At 32.9% G+C, this 18,180-nt stretch carries 15 protein-coding genes and 1 riboswitch; of the genes, 13 read left to right on the top strand and 2 right to left on the bottom strand.

What is annotated here, in order from left to right:
- Positions 1 to 131 precede the first annotated feature (131 nt).
- Entirely contained in the window at positions 132 to 2,891 is a 2,760-nt protein-coding gene (locus COJ46_RS04785) for a dynamin family protein (RefSeq protein ID WP_097978663.1), read from the top strand.
- Between the two features lie 79 nt (positions 2,892 to 2,970).
- On the opposite strand, the gene COJ46_RS04780 is transcribed toward COJ46_RS04785, so the two are convergent.
- A complete protein-coding gene (locus COJ46_RS04780; protein WP_097978664.1) occupies positions 2,971 to 3,225 on the bottom strand; it encodes a hypothetical protein in 255 nt (84 codons plus the stop codon).
- Positions 3,226 to 3,793: 568 nt separating this feature from the next.
- On the opposite strand from COJ46_RS04780, the gene COJ46_RS04775 reads away from it, so the two are divergent.
- The 9 genes from COJ46_RS04775 to COJ46_RS04735 all read left to right on the top strand — a co-directional run bounded on the left by COJ46_RS04775 (position 3,794) and on the right by COJ46_RS04735 (position 12,376).
- Positions 3,794 to 5,494 carry a S53 family peptidase gene (locus tag COJ46_RS04775; RefSeq protein ID WP_097978665.1) on the top strand — a complete coding sequence of 567 codons (1,701 nt, stop codon included), beginning with the start codon at positions 3,794 to 3,796 and terminating at the stop codon, positions 5,492 to 5,494.
- 320 nt (positions 5,495 to 5,814) lie between these two features.
- Positions 5,815 to 6,207: an Ig-like domain-containing protein gene (locus tag COJ46_RS25220; RefSeq protein ID WP_097978666.1), complete on the top strand. Its 393-nt coding sequence runs from the start codon at positions 5,815 to 5,817 to the stop codon at positions 6,205 to 6,207.
- 74 nt (positions 6,208 to 6,281) lie between these two features.
- The gene (locus COJ46_RS04765) at positions 6,282 to 6,692 is read left to right on the top strand and encodes an ATP-binding cassette domain-containing protein (RefSeq protein WP_097978667.1); all 411 of its coding nucleotides are present in this window, start codon (positions 6,282 to 6,284) and stop codon (positions 6,690 to 6,692) included.
- The gene (locus COJ46_RS04760; RefSeq protein WP_097978668.1) at positions 6,685 to 7,392 is read left to right on the top strand and encodes an ABC transporter permease; all 708 of its coding nucleotides are present in this window, start codon (positions 6,685 to 6,687) and stop codon (positions 7,390 to 7,392) included. Before COJ46_RS04765 ends, COJ46_RS04760 begins: the two co-directional genes overlap by 8 nt.
- A 5-nt stretch (positions 7,393 to 7,397) precedes the next feature.
- Positions 7,398 to 7,613 (top strand): hypothetical protein, encoded by a 216-nt coding sequence (locus COJ46_RS04755; protein ID WP_097978669.1) that lies wholly within the window; start codon positions 7,398 to 7,400, stop codon positions 7,611 to 7,613.
- Between the two features lie 315 nt (positions 7,614 to 7,928).
- A complete protein-coding gene (locus tag COJ46_RS04750; protein WP_097978670.1) occupies positions 7,929 to 8,654 on the top strand; it encodes a GntR family transcriptional regulator in 726 nt (241 codons plus the stop codon).
- On the top strand, positions 8,654 to 10,198 hold the full coding sequence (gene gntK, locus COJ46_RS04745) for a gluconokinase (RefSeq protein ID WP_097978671.1): 1,545 nt from the start codon (positions 8,654 to 8,656) through the stop codon (positions 10,196 to 10,198). The genes COJ46_RS04750 and gntK overlap by 1 nt, the downstream gene beginning before the upstream one ends.
- A gap of 19 nt (positions 10,199 to 10,217) precedes the next feature.
- Positions 10,218 to 11,564: a GntP family permease gene (locus COJ46_RS04740; RefSeq protein ID WP_097978672.1), complete on the top strand. Its 1,347-nt coding sequence runs from the start codon at positions 10,218 to 10,220 to the stop codon at positions 11,562 to 11,564.
- 434 nt (positions 11,565 to 11,998) lie between these two features.
- On the top strand, positions 11,999 to 12,376 hold the full coding sequence (locus COJ46_RS04735) for a hypothetical protein (protein ID WP_176522660.1): 378 nt from the start codon (positions 11,999 to 12,001) through the stop codon (positions 12,374 to 12,376).
- Between the two features lie 12 nt (positions 12,377 to 12,388).
- On the opposite strand, the gene COJ46_RS04730 is transcribed toward COJ46_RS04735, so the two are convergent.
- The gene (locus COJ46_RS04730; RefSeq protein WP_097978673.1) at positions 12,389 to 13,171 is read right to left on the bottom strand and encodes a TrmB family transcriptional regulator; all 783 of its coding nucleotides are present in this window, start codon (positions 13,169 to 13,171) and stop codon (positions 12,389 to 12,391) included.
- Positions 13,172 to 13,281: 110 nt separating this feature from the next.
- On the opposite strand from COJ46_RS04730, the gene COJ46_RS04725 reads away from it, so the two are divergent.
- The 3 genes from COJ46_RS04725 to COJ46_RS04715 all read left to right on the top strand — a co-directional run bounded on the left by COJ46_RS04725 (position 13,282) and on the right by COJ46_RS04715 (position 17,581).
- Positions 13,282 to 14,043 carry a TSUP family transporter gene (locus tag COJ46_RS04725; protein WP_420488116.1) on the top strand — a complete coding sequence of 254 codons (762 nt, stop codon included), beginning with the start codon at positions 13,282 to 13,284 and terminating at the stop codon, positions 14,041 to 14,043.
- 664 nt (positions 14,044 to 14,707) lie between these two features.
- Positions 14,708 to 16,063, top strand: coding sequence for a branched-chain amino acid transport system II carrier protein (gene brnQ / locus COJ46_RS04720; protein WP_097978674.1), 1,356 nt, complete (start codon positions 14,708 to 14,710; stop codon positions 16,061 to 16,063).
- 129 nt (positions 16,064 to 16,192) lie between these two features.
- Positions 16,193 to 17,581 (top strand): amino acid permease, encoded by a 1,389-nt coding sequence (locus tag COJ46_RS04715; RefSeq protein ID WP_141437839.1) that lies wholly within the window; start codon positions 16,193 to 16,195, stop codon positions 17,579 to 17,581.
- Between the two features lie 269 nt (positions 17,582 to 17,850).
- A riboswitch (cobalamin riboswitch) is annotated at positions 17,851 to 18,049 on the top strand.
- The last annotated feature ends 131 nt before the right edge of the window (positions 18,050 to 18,180 follow it).

Raw genomic sequence — 18,180 nt, 5'->3', positions numbered from 1 at the left:
AAATGACATAGAATTGTCACAATTTCAGCTACTCTAATTTGGTAGAATAATAATGCTGTATAAATTTAACATAATCCTTTTGGCATATTTTTGGACTTAATTTGATTTTATTATACATAGTAGGTGATAACATGACAGTGGAAGTTAAAGTGAAAGTGAAAGAACAATTTATTAAAAAACAATTTTATAAATCGTATTTAAATGAAAATGAAAACAATAACAATAACCATCCTATTGCAGTTTTAGCTGACCTTTACAATGAACAAAATGATGATATGGATCTTTCATCTATCCGATTTGCACAAGGTGAAGTTTATTTTGAAAATAAAGATTTTGAATCTGCAGTTTTCAAATGGGAAAAAGTCGGAAACCAGTTAAGCGATTGGGCAAAGAAAAATATTGCTGATTCTTATTATGAAATTGGTGCATATGAAACAGCAGAAAAGCTATATAAAGAAGTTAAAACAGATAGTAGTACTTTGACATCTGAAATTTTCTTAAATCTATTCTCTCTTTATATCGATGTTTCGAAATACGAGGAAGCAGATCGTATTATTAAAGAAGCAGTAAAATATAATCCTGATTATCCAAACGTAACGAGAATTGCACGTAATTTTTATGAAAAACATCACGATTGGACTAGTGCTGTAGCGCTAGCTTCAGATGAATCAATTCGAACAGAAGATTTAAAATGGTTTATTGTATTAAGAGAATACATTATAAATGGTGTAACAAAAGAAATGGCACCAAGTTACTTTGTGCAACCGTTACTATCATTGGCTAAAGTCAATCTTGAGCACTTTGAATTAATGGTAGAAGCACTTTGGAATAGTTACAGAGAACAATCAGTTTATGTAAATTGGTTACAAACATTTAATGATATGTTATTCCAAATCAATGTTGAGACAGGTGTGAAGTGGAATCGTTTGCCATCAATCTATTCAATGTCATACGAAGAATTAGTTGAAGGTGATTATTTTGTAGCTCAGCTTGAGGAAATGATGCCAAGCTTCTTAACAAATTGGTTACGTATTACCGATTTAAAAGGAGCAGTTTTAGCAACGACTGCAACACTTGCATGGGATCGATTATTCCCAGGCCGTATTGATTATCAAATTGTTGCTGACGCAGAAATGGCATTTGAACAATTATTAAAAACGCCTGATTGCTTCGAAATTGGAAAAGAATTATTTGAAAACATTTTACAATGGTCTGCTTTAAATGAAATAGAAGTTGGAGACCGATTTGAGTGGTGGACAAGTAAATTAACTCAATTTGAAAATACAACTATGCTTGTTGCTGGTACATCAGGTAACGGTAAATCTTCATTTGTAAACTCACTTTTAGGTGAGAAAATGATGGGTTCTTCTACGACAATGCCTGTATTATTTGAACAAGATAATGATTCAAATATTAGCGTATTTTCGAAGGAAGGAAATACAAAGCTTGCTGAATTTGCAGATTTTTACGATTTAACAACAGTTGAAAATAATCTGTTAAAAGGTGATGAATTAGTATATTATAAATTACCAAATTCATTTTTAGAAAAGCATCGCCTATCAATCATTGACACACCTGGAATTGATGGAAACCAGGTTAATACAAAAGCATTATTTCAGTCTGTAAAACTTGCAGATCGACTTGTTTATGTTTTAAATGCTACTGCACCTTATACAGAAAACGAACGATCTTTACTAGTTAAAATTCATAAAGAATTACCAACTCTACCGATTCACTTTATTTTAAATAAGATGGATTCTATTTATAGTAAAGAAGAAATTGATCGAGTTCGCGCTGAAATCCAAGCGAAAGTTAATCTGGATTTCCCTAGCGCTAAAGTATTACCTTATTCTTCAATTTATAGTAATCACGATCAATTTAAAGATTTAGAATTATTTATAGAGGATAACGTTCTTTCAACTGAAGCAAATTCTAAACAAACAGAGAAATTATTATTAGCTATTCGCAAATTAATTAATTTCTTATTAGAAAAACGAGTTGAGAAAGAAGACGAATTACGTGCTAATGTTGAATGGAATGAAGTTCTTGATGACAAATTAAATGGTCTATTACATTCTTTAAAAGATAAAGAAATGGAACATTTAAATACAATTAAAAGCTCGTATCGTGAATTAAAAGACGAATTAAAATATGACCTGAAGCTAAGTATTCCTGGTCTACTCAAAGAATGTAAAGAATTAATTAAAGAAGATAGTGATTTCGGTACAATTCTTGAAACGATTAACGAAGAGATGAATCTTCGAATTGGTGAGTATGTAAGAGAGAATACTTTACCGAAACTAAATGATGCTCTTCAAAATTGGATTAAAGAATCAGGTGTTTTATTAGAAGGTACTCAAGGTTACTTAACTGAAATGAGTGATTCTTTAAATGAGTACATTGGAAATGAATATTTAAATCTTGAGTGTGATTTTAAAGTATTAGATGACTGGCGCCGTGATGCTGATCGAATGACTTCTATGACTCAGCTAGATGACATGAATATTTTATTAAATTCATCACCATCTCAATTTATCTTAAAGAGCTCAGGTATCTTATTAGGTTTACTACCACAAAATAAATCGAAGCTTGTTGCTCAATATCAAAAGTACGTTGATAATGTCAACTATGATGATGTAACATCAGAATTATCAATGAAGTTTTTCCTACAATTTGAAATGTTTGAAAAAACTTTACCAAGAGATTTATCAATGTTCCTACATGCTCCATTTGAGCAAATCCATGAACTAGTTGATGAAACAAGAGTAGCAATTGCTAACTATAATCAAACTTTAGAAGATATGAAATCTAATCCAAGTATTTACTTTGATCCGATTACATTCTTCACAGTAAGATTAAGACAATTAGAATTTTTAACATTACGTAAATAATGAGGAAAGAGTGTGCTAAATGGCACACTCTTTTTTTTATTGAATTATGCAGTTATTTATAAAGCAGTATTGCATTCTACTATTCCTCTGTATCTTCTTCATACGGAATATGTACAACGATTGTTTGGTAGCCTTCTTTAATTTTTACATAACCACCCCAAGGGGTTTGTAGTATTAAAAAGGATCCCTTTGTATCAATTGAAAAATGTGCAATTTTTTCATGTTCTTCATCGAGTAAAAGCACTTCTCGCTCATTCCCAACTGTTCTAATACCAGGATGGCAATGAATTTGTATTTTCCAGTTGCCAAGTCTACTTAATAAGAAATGACTCATAAAATAGATCACCTTCTATCATTATAGTTTCTTCAAAATGAACTAATGAAACTTAATGGGAAAACAGTTGGTTAAAATGACACGAAAAATCAGTTGAGGGCATCTTTAAATTAATTCTATTCTAGAGAATGGTAACTTAAAACTATTTAGGAATATTTGTAATATATTTATTACTAATATTGGATTCATGAATGAGAAAAAAGAGGTTTTGATAAGAAAAAGTTTAAAAGAGTTGCAAAAAATAACTCTTTTTTCTTTGTACGACAACTATCTGGGAGTTTAGTTACTTTAAGATTCTTTAAGATTCTTTATAATTCAATTAAAAAAAATGGATTTTGCAGGAGATTCTAATTTTTACGTCAAACTCAAATCATAAACATTTACATAACAAAAATATATGCTAAATGGAAAATTGTATTATTGAAAGAAGGTGATACTTAACCCGAAGCCGATCGCCAAAAGGAATGACTGGGAATTTTAATTTCATGGTAGTCGGGTAACCTCAAATTGTCTTTGATTTCTAGATTGTTGGTAAAATCTTATTTAGGAACTAAGGAGAGGTATAAGGATGAAAATAAGAAACCGAAAATTATTAGTACCGACTGTTGCTTCATTGTTAACATTATCGATGTATTTCCCAGGAGGCTCAACTTTTGCCGCAGCTTCCAAACATGTACAACTTATTCAGGCAGTTCCAACCGCTGCAAATCACGGCACTTCCATTGGTCACACAAACCGTAACTCCAAAGCTTCTATAACGATTGCCCTTCAGCTAAGAAACAGCGATAAACTGGATAATTATATTGCCAGCTTAAAAAACCCTAACTCCATCAACTACAAGAAATACTTAACTCCCGACGAATTTAAAAATCAATATGGACCAACTGATACAACTGTTGCCAATGTTAAAAGCTATTTGACAAGCCAAGGCTTTAAAGTCGAAAATGTTTCTTCCAATAATGCCTTTATTACCGTCAGTGGCACAATTGGTCAAATGGAGGATACTTTTGGTGTAACTATAAATAACTATAAAGATTCAAATGGTGAAATCTATTATGCCAATGATCAAGCTCCTTCCATTCCCGCTGAATTTTCTGGGGTGATTACGAATGTTGAAGGTCTGAATAATGAACCACATTATACACATTCGAAAATTAATAGTTCATCTCTACAGAATAAAGCAGTGACACCGAAAGTGGGCAGTGGTCCAGCTGGCGGTTATACACCGTCTGAATTAAAAGGTGCTTACGATGTCAACCCATTGGCAACTGCCGGATATACTGGATCTGGCCAAACTGTAGCAGTCATGGAGTTGGACGGATATAAAGCAACGAACATTAGTACCTATAACAACTACTATGGCCTAGGTAGCCCTGCACCAACAAATGTATATATTGATGGTTATAGTGGTGCTGCAGGTCAAGGTGCAATCGAAGTTGAACTTGATATTGAGGTAATCAATGCAATTGCTCCAAAAGCACAAGTGGTTGTATACGAAGGTCCAAATAGCGCCCAAGGCTTAATTGATACTTATCAAAAAATTGCCTCTGATAATACGGCAAAGTCAATTTCTGTTAGCTGGGGAATCGGTGAGCAGCATGAAGCAACTGCGACGATGAATAGCTTACATACCATATTCCAACAATTTGCTGCCCAAGGACAAAGTATTTTTGCTGCGTCTGGAGACAATGGTGCCTACGATTCCGGAGGTAGAACTTTAGAGGTCGATAGTCCCGCAAATGACCCGTATGTGACTGGAGTTGGTGGAACTCACCTGAATTTAAGCGGTACTTCATACAGTTCAGAATCCGTTTGGAGTAATAAAACAACCAAATCTGGTGACGGTGGAGGATTATCTAAAGTTTATGCTATGCCGTCATTCCAGTCAGGCCCTGGTGTCCAAAACAGTTATTCGAATGGAAAAAGGGAGGTTCCAGATGTATCGGCAGCTGCCGACCCTAACACCGGATATTCAATCTATACTGGAGGTGCTTGGCATGTAGTCGGTGGAACATCAGCTGCCGCACCATTATGGGCTGGAATCGCTGCACTCAATAATCAATTTGCACAAGCAAATGGCAAAGGCAACCTCGGTCAAGCAAATCCAACTCTTTATCAAGTCTTTAATACAACTCAAAAATATGCAGCATATCATGATATTACGTCTGGAACAAACTTGTACTATCCGGCTACATCTGGCTATGATATGGCTTCAGGTATTGGGACACCAGATGCATATAATTTAATTCGCGATATAAATGGGTTTTAAAGTAGAAAACGGCAGTCTCCAAAATAATGGAGGCTGTCGTTTTTGTTATTTTTTTGATTTTTTAATTGAACAAATTGATAGTTTAATAGCACAATTTATTTGAAATTCTAATGAAATAGCCAGAATTCCCCCAAATTATAAAAGTAAATATAGGTTATAACAGTTATTGACAAAACAGCACATACACGGGCAAATGCTAATGTAATTGCTGACAACCAAGCAGTAGTAAGTGGAAAAGCAGAAGCTAATTCAGTCATTATGATTTATAGTGGAACTAAATTAATCGGTATAGGAGAAACAGATTCAAAAGGTATTTTAGTGTGGGAATTATTGCAAAACAACGTGCAGGTAATCGTAATTTATCAACTACAAAAACCGTGATTGATAAAACACCAGCAGTTATATCAAAAGTTGACAAAGTTACTTCAACTACAACAAAGGTAACTGGAAAATCGGAAAGCAACGTAGTTATATACATATACAATGGAAAGAACCTTATTGGTAAAGCGACAGCCACAAGCAAGGGTACATTCAGTGTAAATATCGCTAAACTGATAAGGGTAGTATCCTACAAGTATATGCAATTGATAAAGCTGGAAATAAAAGTGTACCTAAAGGAAAAACGGTACAATAATATGATAGCCCGAATAGTAGATAGATCCTCTATTATTCTGGTAATTTTTTTCTATAACAAACACATGTGCTTGTTATAGAAAAAGATTAGATAGACCATGCAGTTAACTAATTTTTTAGTTGCCTTAAAGAGAACAGCTTTTTTGAGCGGTGAATTTTTATTGAACAAAATGAAACATTAGATATAGTTGGGTTAAGGGATATAGGCAATCAACCTGTTTCTCAATTTTCTTTAGGTATGCGTCAGCGATTAGGAATCGCAAGAGCTATTATCCATCGCCCAAGACTTTTAATATTAGATGAACCAATCAATGGGCTAGATCCGGTTGGAATACGAGAAATTAGGGAGCTTTTTCTATACCTTGTAAAAGAATTTAGTATGACGATCATTGTTTCTAGTCATATTTTAAGTGAAATTGAACATATCTCAGATGTGGTAGGAATTATCGTTGATGGAAGTATTATTAAAGAAATAGAACTATCTTCTAATAAAAATGAATTAACAAATGGATTAGAAGAATATTTTTTTAATATTGTCAATGGAGGGATGAAACAAAATGTTTAATTTAATGAAACTTGAATTAAAAAAGGTAAATATTCGTTCCTATATTTATTCAGCCTTTATGATTGGAATCTTTCTGTTAGGAATAATCTATCTATTCGCCTTTGCGCCAAGGATTGAACCAACAGACCCGGACATGAAAATGTTTGCAGGATATGAAAGAATTATTCATTTATTTAGTACCGTATGTATGTTCGCCTTCAGTTTGTTATCATCTGCAATGTTTTCAAAAATTGTAATTGAAGAATATTCAGGTAAACGGACAATATTACTATTTTCTTATCCAATTAGCAGAAGCAAAGTTTTTTTTGTGAAAATCATATTCGTTTCACTTTTTGTGGCAACTGCAATGATCGTAACAAGTATATGCATATACATCATTTTTGGTATTAGTGAATCTATTTACCATTTGGTTCAAGGAAACATAACTTTTGATATCATAAAAAGGGGCATTAAACTTACAGTATATATGTCAATTTCTGCAATAAGTGTTGGTGTCATTTCCATGGCAATCGGATTTATTAAGAAGTCTATAACAACTACGATTATATCCTCAGTCTTGCTTTGCTCTTTGCTTAGTAACATAGTGGCAGGCTTTATTTCTTCAGATAGTCCAATCATAATTTTTACAATCATACTTGTGTTGCTATGTGTTTTTGTCTTGAACATTATCTCAAATAGAATCAACACAATGGAGGTGTAAGAATTTTGGAACGAAAAATTGAAAATACAATAGACCATGCACTTGAAAACCTCGCCCCATTATTTTATTTTTCTAGTATTTTAATAGGTATCGTTTTAGTTTTATTAGGATTTTTATTATATTACTTTAAAGGATCAAAAATAAAACTGAGAACTGTTCGTTTAATTTGTATTGGAATAGGTTTTATCGCAATATTTAATGGCATTATCCAATTGAAATAATAAAAAAGAACATGAGGATTTTATTTTCATGTTCTTTTTTTGATTTACACCTCTAATTAGTTAACATAGGTTTTTTCTTTTTTTCCAATTTTTTGAAGTTAAAGGAATCATAAACTGTCAATAGTCATTAATAATTACTAGGAATTCTTAATTGGGGAGCGTCGTATTAAACAAACTGGTTGTAATAAATTGTTCATGATATTCAAAATCTATTACCTAGTAGTGTAATTTGAATTAAAAGCGCTTGCATTTTTTAAATTATGTTCTTATAATACTTGTATACAAGTATACTCGTATGGAAATGAAGGTGAACTTATGTCAGAATTAAAGAAATATCTTTATCCGGAAAAATGGCTATCAAAAGCTTCAGCTGGTGATCGTGTAACATATGAATTAAGGATGCAGATAATTTCTGGTCTAATTGAAAGCGGTACCAAGTTATCAGAAAATAAATTGGCTGCCGATTTTAATGTGAGTCGTTCTCCTATTAGAGAGGCATTAAAAACTTTAGCATCTGAAAATCTGATTCGTTTAGAAAGAATGGGTGCAGTAGTTATTGGATTAACTGAAAAAGAAATAGAAGAAATATATGATGTGCGATTACTAATCGAAACATTTGTATTTGAACGATTGGTAAAATTAGACACGAAAGAATTGGTAATGGAACTGAGTAAAATTCTTGAAATGATGAAAATTGCCATTAAATATCAAGATGCTGATGAGTTTTCATTTCAAGATGTATTTTTCCATGAAACGATTATTCGAGCGATTGATCATTCTTACATTTTGATGATCTGGAATAATGCAAAACCAGTTATGGAAGCGTTTATACTTTTATCAATGCGAGTACGGTTTAAGGAAAAATACGAAGACTTTCAACGAATAGTCGATAATCACCAATTATATATTGATGCAATTGGTACGAAGAATAGAGATCTTATGATTCAATCTTTACATCAAAACTTTGATGATGTTCAAGGAAAAGTAGAAGATCTATGGAGATCTCAACAAATGTTTTCAAAAGGAGTAGAACAAGAATAATGACAAGCTATATGTTAGGGTTAGACATCGGTACCACAAGCACAAAAGCCGTTTTATTTACTGAAACTGGTGAAGTCATCCAGCAAGAGAATATCGGATACCCACTCTATACACCTGATATTTCAACAGCTGAACAAGACCCAGAAGAGATCTTTACAGCTTTAGTGCAAGCGGTTTCTAAAATAATGAAACAACATTCTCAAAAAGAGATATTATTTATTTCTTTTAGTAGTGCAATGCATAGCCTAATTGCCATGGATGAAAATGATCAACCTTTAACGCCTTGTATTACATGGGCAGATAATCGAAGTGAGTCTTGGACTCATAAAATTAAAGATGAATTAAATGGTCACGAAATATACAAACGAACAGGAACTCCTATTCATCCAATGTCACCTTTAAGCAAGATTACCTGGATTGTAAACGAACGACCAGAGATCGCACAAAAAGCAAAAAAATATATTGGGATTAAAGAATATGTATTTAAAAAATTCTTTGACCAATATGTTGTAGATCATTCCCTTGCTTCAGCCATGGGTATGATGAATCTTAAAACATTAGATTGGGATGAGGAAGCTTTACAGATTGCAGGGATTTCAACTGACCAACTATCAAGACTAGTATCTACTACGGAGATTTTTACAAACTGTAATCCTGATTTAGCTAGACAAATGGGAATTGATCCACAAACTCCATTTGTAATTGGTGCAAGTGATGGCGCACTTTCCAATCTTGGAGTAAATGCGATTCGAAAAGGAGAAATTGCAGTCACAATCGGGACAAGTGGTGCAATTCGAACGATTATTGACAAACCACAAACTGACGAAAAAGGACGAATATTTTGCTACGCATTAACGGAAAAACATTGGGTCATCGGTGGGCCAGTGAACAATGGTGGTATGATTTTTCGCTGGATTCGTGATGAATTTGCGGCTTCGGAAGTTGAAACTGCAAAAAGATTAGGTATTGATCCATATGAAGTATTAACAAAGATTGCCGAAGGAGTAAAACCTGGGGCAGATGGCTTGTTATTCCATCCTTATTTAGCGGGTGAACGTGCACCATTATGGAATCCTGATGTTCGAGGATCCTTTTTCGGCTTAACGATGGCACATAAGAAGGAGCATATGATTCGCTCTGCACTTGAAGGGGTTATATACAATCTTTACACAGTATTTTTAGCTTTAATTGAATGTATGGATGGACCAGTATCTAAAATCCAAGCAACTGGTGGGTTTGCAAGATCAAATGTATGGCGTCAGATGATGTCTGATATTTTTGATTTAGATGTAGTCGTACCAGAAAGCTATGAAAGTTCATGTCTTGGTGCTTGTATTTTAGGTCTTTATGCAACAGGAAAAATAGAATCCTTTGAAGTAGTATCTGAAATGGTCGGTAATACTCACAAACATACTCCTAATGAAGATGCAGTAAGAGAATATCGAGAATTATTGCCAATCTTTATTAGCCTATCTAGAGTATTAGAAAAAGATTATAAGCGAATTGCTAATTATCAAAGAGGATTAATTAATAAAAATAAATAGATATTCGGGGGGGATTTCCATGCCACTAGTTATAGTAGCAATCGGAATATTAGCATTACTTGTTTTAATTATGAAGTTAAAATTAAATACTTTCCTTTCATTAATTATTGTTTCATTTGGAGTTGCTTTAGCACTAGGAATGAAACCAGACAATATTGGTACAACCATTGAAGCTGGATTAGGTGGAACACTTGGTCATTTAGCATTAATCTTTGGACTTGGTGCAATGCTTGGTAAGTTGATCGCTGATTCTGGTGGCGCACAACGTATTGCCATGACGCTTGTTAACAAATTCGGTGAAAAGAACATTCAATGGGCAGTTGTTGCTGCTTCATTCATTATCGGTGTCGCTTTATTCTTCGAAGTAGGATTAGTATTATTGATTCCAATTGTATTTGCCATATCAAAACAATTAAAAGTTTCTATTTTATATTTAGGTATTCCAATGGCGGCTGCGTTATCTGTTACACATGGTTTCTTACCGCCTCATCCAGGTCCGACTGTAATCGCTGGTGAATATCATGCAAATATTGGTGAAGTATTACTTTACGGTTTTATTATTGCTTTACCAACTGTTTTTATCGCAGGTCCTTTATTTACAAAGCTTGCTAAAAAGCTAGTACCTGCATCCTTCACAAAAACGGGTAATATTGCATCTTTAGGTGAACAAAAAACATTTAAACTTGAAGAAACTCCTGGTTTTGGAATCAGTGTTTTTACAGCTTTACTTCCTGTTATTTTAATGTCATTTGCAACAATTGTTAATTTACTGCAAAAAACAATTGGATTTGATGATAATAGCCTACTAGTAGCGATTCGCTTTATTGGTAATGCTGGTACGGCAATGGTTATTTCATTATTAGTGGCGATTTATACAATGGGATTAGCTAGAAAAATACCAATTAAAGAAGTTATGAACTCATGTACAACTGCAATTACACATATTGGGATGATGCTCTTAATCATCGGAGGTGGCGGTGCCTTCAAACAAGTGTTAATTGATGGCGGTGTTGGTGATTACGTAGCTGAGTTATTCAAAGGAACTTCAATGTCTCCGATTTTACTTGCTTGGATTATTGCAGCGATCCTACGAATTTCCTTAGGTTCTGCTACTGTTGCAGCATTAACAACTTCTGGTTTAGTTATTCCTATGTTAGGACATTCTGACGCTAACTTAGCTTTAGTCGTACTAGCAACTGGAGCTGGTAGTTTAATCGCTTCACACGTTAATGACGCAGGCTTCTGGATGTTTAAAGAATATTTTGGGTTAAGTATGAAAGAAACTTTCTTAACTTGGACATTACTAGAATCAATTATTTCCGTTTGCGGATTGGTCTTTATTCTATTACTAAGTTTATTCGTATAATGGAAAAAACCAGCAGGATGTATTACTTTTCTCTTACTGTAGGTTAATTAATCATAAAGAGCAGTTTCCTCATTATAATACTTAGAAACTTTTACGTATTATAGTAGTGGTATACTGCTCTTTATTTTATTATCGTTCAGTCTTTGAGAACCAATCGACATTCAATGAAGAACGTGACAATTTCAACGCGGTAATCGATTAAGTAATGATACCCTTTATTTATTGAGAGATGTAGTTCTGTAAGAATATAGGTTTGAGACTTAGTGCATAATATTGTTTTGGTTAAACAGACCTAAATTTAAAGATATATGGTAATTTTTTTTACTTTTGTTAATAATTTTGGACTGGGAAAAATACAGGTCAAATGACATAAATAATCTTTTAGTGGGTTTAAAAAACAATCTTTACACGGTTTATTTACAAGCGATTCAGCTGTGCTAAGTATTGGAGCATTAATCTTAACAGCTCAACTTATTTCATCTGTTTTTAACGGATTCACTGGTTTATTCACTAGTATCTTCCAAGCGTCTGGTGAAGGAATTACAAAAGGAATAATGTCAATTACACAAGGTGTTCTTTTCATTCCAGTTGTCATCATCTTGCATTATTTTTATGGATTAAATGGCACAATTTGGTCTTTAACACTTACTGAGGGGATCACGTTCTTTATAGGTGCCATTCTAATGATTCCTTACTTAAGAAAATGCCAGATAGCAAAAAAGTTATTAACCAAAATGTGTGTAACAGACAATAGACTGGAAACAAAGCATAAGTTCATCAAGACCTTATGCTTTATTTTATTTGTTCCTTAAATTTGCTTAATATTATTCCATGAAAAAGGCTCTTCGCTCAGAAGTAATCCATTGCTCTAAATCGTCTTGACTACGTCGAACAAGTCTATTCACTAATACATCGTGCCATATATAATCCTCTAATAAATAAATATGAACTGGATCATTTGTATAAAAAGCAACACTGCGCTCTTCAATGGATGGTCCATAAATCATCTCTTTAGAATCAATCGACAAAATAAACCAATGATCTGTAGACTTGGTCTCAGTAAATGGTGTAATGCGATGACTTTCTAGATTCCCTATTGGATTTTCGACGTGTAGCGTAATTCCTTGTATGGTAGCTTTTTCAGTCGCTGAAATTAGTTCTTTTTTCAAAACCTCATACATTTCGTCCCACATTGAAATCACAATCCGTTTTTCTGCTTTTTTTATCAACGTCTCACAATAGTTAATAATCGTTTTATAGTCTTTTAATGTAATTACACGGTTGTCCTCTTTTTCACCAAATGATTCTAGGTCGTTTAAAGAGTCACTTATTACAGAATAAGTTGATTGCCACTCTGATTGGGCCTTCTGTAAAAAGATCTCAACCGGCAGAGGTGAATATCGTGTCGTGTCATTTATTTCCTCTTTCAAGACAATTCCTTTTTCAACAAGATTACCTAACACATCATAAATACGTGCTCTTGGTATACCTGAGTCCTTGCTAACTTGGTAGGCTGTTACAGGACCTTGTTTAACGAGTGATACATAAGATTTAGCTTCATATTCGTTAAAACCTAATTTTTTGAACTGTTGCACTAGATCTTCCATTTTTTCGCACTCCTATTTTTTGTTTATGTAATAAATTTACAATAACTATTTACAGATAGCAATTTGTTAGTTACTATTTCAGTAGTGACTATTTTGAAAGGTTGATAGAAATGCATCTAGACTCATCTTTATTAATTATTTTAATTTGTTTTGGATTTTTAGCTTCATTTATTGATTCTGTTGTTGGAGGTGGTGGGTTGATTACACTACCTGCATTATTATTCACTGGACTTAACCCTGCCGCGGCAGTAGCTACCAATAAATTAGCAGCGACAATTGGCTCTCTAACAAGTACATTAATGTTTTATCGTTCTGGTAAAATCGAATTAAAATCAGTGCTTAAATTTTTTCCACTCTCATTTGTTGGCTCATTATTAGGTGCATACACTGTACATTTGTTAAACCCTGAAATACTTAAGCCATTGATGTTAATTATGCTCGGAGCAGTAGCAATTTTTACTATTTTCAAGAAAGATTGGGGAAGCATTTCAACACAAAAAAACTTACCCAATTATCAATTCATTATTTTTTTAGTTACGATATTTGCGATTGGCTTTTATGATGGGTTCATTGGACCTGGAACAGGATCATTTTTAATTTTTGCTTTTTTAATGATTGGGTTTGATTTTTTAAAGTCTGCAGGCAATGCAAAATTTTTAAACTTTAGTAGTAATATTGCTGGATTGTTAATGTTTATGTTTTTAGGACAAGTAAACTACACTTATGGAATCATAATGGGAATTGCACAAATTGCAGGCGCGATATGTGGCTCGAAATTTGCAATAAAAAAAGGAAGTGGATATGTACGTGCTCTTTTTATTGCAGTAACCTGTTTACTATTAGTGAAGAATATTTATGATTATATTCAATAACTTTTAAAATACTGATCTTCCTACAAGCTCACATTATGAAAATGTACCTTGAATAACCATTGATTGATCAAAAAAATAGGAAAAAAGAACTAGATTCTAAAAAAGCACTCCTGTTTATCGAATGGGGTACCTGTAGAGTGTTGAATTATAAAATGGACAGACGTAATTTAAGTGAATGTTGTTATAATATTATTCATTTTTGCTTTTCTAATAATGATTTTAAATATTAATATGTTTGAGCAGGTTTATAAGATCAACAAACTTTAGTAATTGGTTATTCTTGAGAAGTTAAAAATATTTAAGAGCTAAGTTTGAAAAAAAGTTCAAATGATTCTTATAATACATAGATTGGATCTTAATTGACAAGGTTGTATTTCAACAGCAAAAAAGCACCCAAGTTTATCAACTGAGGTGCTTTTTTTGTTACTTTTAGATCTCTTAAATCCAAATTCTTTACTCTAGAAGCAACAAATCTAAAGAAAATCAATTGATTTCGGTTTTATAGTTTTGAAAAATTTGTGACAAAATATAATAACGCGAAGAAACAATATCTTATTATATATAATTTTATTGAATTTGATGAAAATGTGAGGTAAGATTGTTTGGTCTGAAAATTAGTCCAATTGGGAAACTTTATACAAATTAATAATCGGAGTTGTTGTTTATGTCACCAAGAGTACCTAATACTTTTATAATCATTCTAGGTTTTATGTTATTTGCACTGTTTTTTGGAGCAGGAAATTTAATTTTCCCACCCATACTTGGACAGTTAGCCGGAAAAAACTTATGGATCGCCAATGCAGGCTTTTTAGTTACTGGAGTTGGATTACCATTGTTAGGTGTTACAGCTTTTGTTTTTTCAGGTGAAAAAAATTTGCAATCTTTAGCTAGACGTGTACATCCATTGTTTGGTATTGTATTTACTACGGTTCTTTATCTAGCAATTGGTCCTTTTTTTGCTATCCCTAGATCAGGGAATGTATCGTTTGAAATTGGCGTTAAACCTTTTTTATCAAATGATGCAGGTCCTGGTGCATTAATCATATTTACAATCTTATTTTTCACAGTTACATGCTTGTTATCACTTAATCCTACAAAGATAATTGATGTAGTTGGAAAATTTCTAACTCCTATTAAATTAACGTTTATCGGATTGCTTGTTGTTATCGCTATTGTTCATCCAATTGGGAAATTTCAAGAGCCATTTAAAGGATACACAACAAATGTGTTTTTTAAAGGTTTCCAAGAAGGCTATTTAACAATGGATGCTCTTGTAGCTTTTGTTTTTGGAATTATTATTGTAAACGCAATTAAAGGAAAAGGAGTTACGACTAAAAAACAGCTTATGATCGTTTGTGGAAAGTCAACAGCAATAGCTGCTTCACTTTTAGCAATAATCTATTCAGCTCTTACATATATGGGGGCTTCTAGTGTTGAGAAACTTGGTCGATTAGATAATGGAGCTGAAGTTTTAGCGAAAGTATCAGACTATTATTTTGGTTCTTATGGGGCAATATTATTAGGTTTAATGATCACAGTGGCATGTTTGACTACAAGTGTAGGTCTAATCACTGCTTGTTCTACTTTTTTTCATGAATTGTTTCCAGCCATTTCTTACAAAAAAATTGCGATCATTATGACTGTATTTAGTACACTTATAGCAAATATAGGGTTAACACAGCTAATTAAAGTTTCAATTCCTGTATTAATGACACTATATCCTATCGCTATATCCTTAATTTTCTTAACATTCTTACACTATACTTTTCAAGGTAGGTCAGAAGTTTATCAAGGCAGTTTGATCTTAACTTTTATTGTGAGTCTATTTGATGGGTTAAACTCAGCTGGAATACAGATTGAAGTAATTCATCATTTTTTCAATAAGTACCTCCCGTTGTATAGTTTAGGTTTAGGTTGGATATTTCCAGCTATTATTGGTGGTTTTATTGGTTATTTTATTAGTATTTTACGTAAGAAAAATAAGAAAAATATTCCAAGTTCAATTCGAAAGATCAGTTAATTATAGGAAGATAAAGAAGCTTTTTAACTGTAAATATTCTAAAGTAAGTTAGTAATGGTTTTAGGGGAGAAGTTTTTAAGATTGATTCAAAAAATGACAATTGTTTCATCAGAAAGGGGAGGAAATAGAATGGCACAAAAGGAATTGAAAAAAGGATTGAAAGCGCGCCATATTCAGATGATTGCATTAGGCGGTACAATCGGTGTAGGTTTATTTATGGGTTCAACGAGTACAATTCATTGGACAGGCCCATCAGTAATGCTTGCTTATGCAATTTCGGGGATTTTTATCTTCTTCATTATGCGTGCAATGGGGGAAATGCTATACCTAGAGCCAAGTACAGGTTCATTTGCGACATTTGGCCATAAATATATACACCCTTTAGCAGGGTATATGACTGCTTGGAGTAATTGGTTCCAGTGGGTTATTGTTGGAATGTCAGAAATTATTGCAGTTGGGGCATATATGAAGTACTGGTTTCCAGACCTACCTGCTTGGATACCAGGAATTATTGCAATTGTGATTCTTGGTGCAGCAAATTTAATTTCCGTTAAATCATTTGGTGAATTTGAATTTTGGTTTGCAATGATTAAAGTCGTTACGATTTTATTAATGATTGTTGCAGGGTTTGGTCTTATTTTCTTCGGTCTTGGGAACGGTGGAAATGCGATTGGTATATCTAACCTTTGGAAAAATGGCGGATTCTTTACAGGTGGTTGGTCAGGTTTCTTCTTTGCACTTTCACTAGTTGTTGGAGCTTATCAAGGCGTTGAATTGATTGGTATTACAGCTGGAGAAGCAGAAAATCCGAAAAAAACATTAAAAGATGCGATTCAAAGTCTTATTTGGCGTATTTTAATCTTCTATATTGGTGCTATTTTTGTAATTGTAACAGTTTTCCCTTGGGATCAACTAAATTCGATTGGTAGCCCGTTTGTTGTAACTTTTGCAAAATTTGGTATTACAGCTGCAGCTGGAATTATTAACTTTGTCGTAATCACTGCTGCATTGTCTGGTTGTAACAGTGGTATTTATAGTGCAGGTCGCATGCTTTATACATTAGGTATAAATGGACAAGCACCAAAATATTTTACAAAAGTCTCAAATAACGGAGTGCCTTTATTCGGTACGTTCGGTGTACTAATTGGTTTAGTAATTGGCGTTATTTTAAATTTTATTGCACCAAAAAACTTATTCGTGTATGTATACAGTGCAAGTGTACTTCCTGGGATGATCCCGTGGTTTGTCATCTTAATTAGTCATATTCGTTTCAGAAAAGTAAAAGGAGATGAAATTAAAAATCATCCTTTTAAAATGCCTTTTGCACCATTTACTAACTACTTAACACTAGCCTATTTAGTTATGGTATTAATCGGTATGTGGTTTAATGATGACACACGTATCTCACTTATTGTAGGGATTATTTTCTTGGCAATCCTTGTCATTTGTTTCTATGCTTTTGGTATCGGAAAACGTGTACCATTAGATGCTCAATCAGATGAAGAAATAGCTAATTAATACATTACTTAGTTTGATGGTAAGATGTTTCTTTGAACATAGCTATTCAATAAAAATATAAATTTTATAAACAATCAATGCGTTCGTATGATTAGATCAAACAGTAATTAAACTGGATGAGATTAGTATACGAACGCATTTTTTAATTACTTGAATTACTAAATCAACAGCATTTATTTAATCCAAAATAAAAATTTTTTTTAAAATAGAACGAAAAATAAAAAATAAATATTTTGACTATTTTTGCATTTTATGACAAAATGATGAAAACTAAATAGTAGGGAAAAGGTGTAAATGAAGTTCAAAGTTTGAAATCATTTACTTAAAAGGGAAGTTTGGTTTAATTCCAACACGGTCCCGCCACTGTAATAGAGGAGTAAATATGAAGATGCCACTTATTAATATAAGGAAAGCTTTTATTTACAAAGATTCTTAAGTCAGGAGACCTGCCTATTCTAACGACGCTGTTTGACCTACGAGAGATAGGGAGGTGCCTTATGGAAAGAAAGCTTAAGTTAAAGTATTCTAATTATTTATGTTTTCCAACTTAAAGGCATTTTGGTCTCTTATGAGATAAAAATGCTTTTTTATTTTAGTTA

It is taken from the genome of Bacillus sp. AFS077874 (genome assembly GCF_002566505.1).
In the GTDB taxonomy this organism is placed as follows: Bacteria; Bacillota; Bacilli; order Bacillales; family Bacillaceae_G; genus Gottfriedia.
This window is presented reverse-complemented; position numbering and strand designations above follow the sequence as displayed.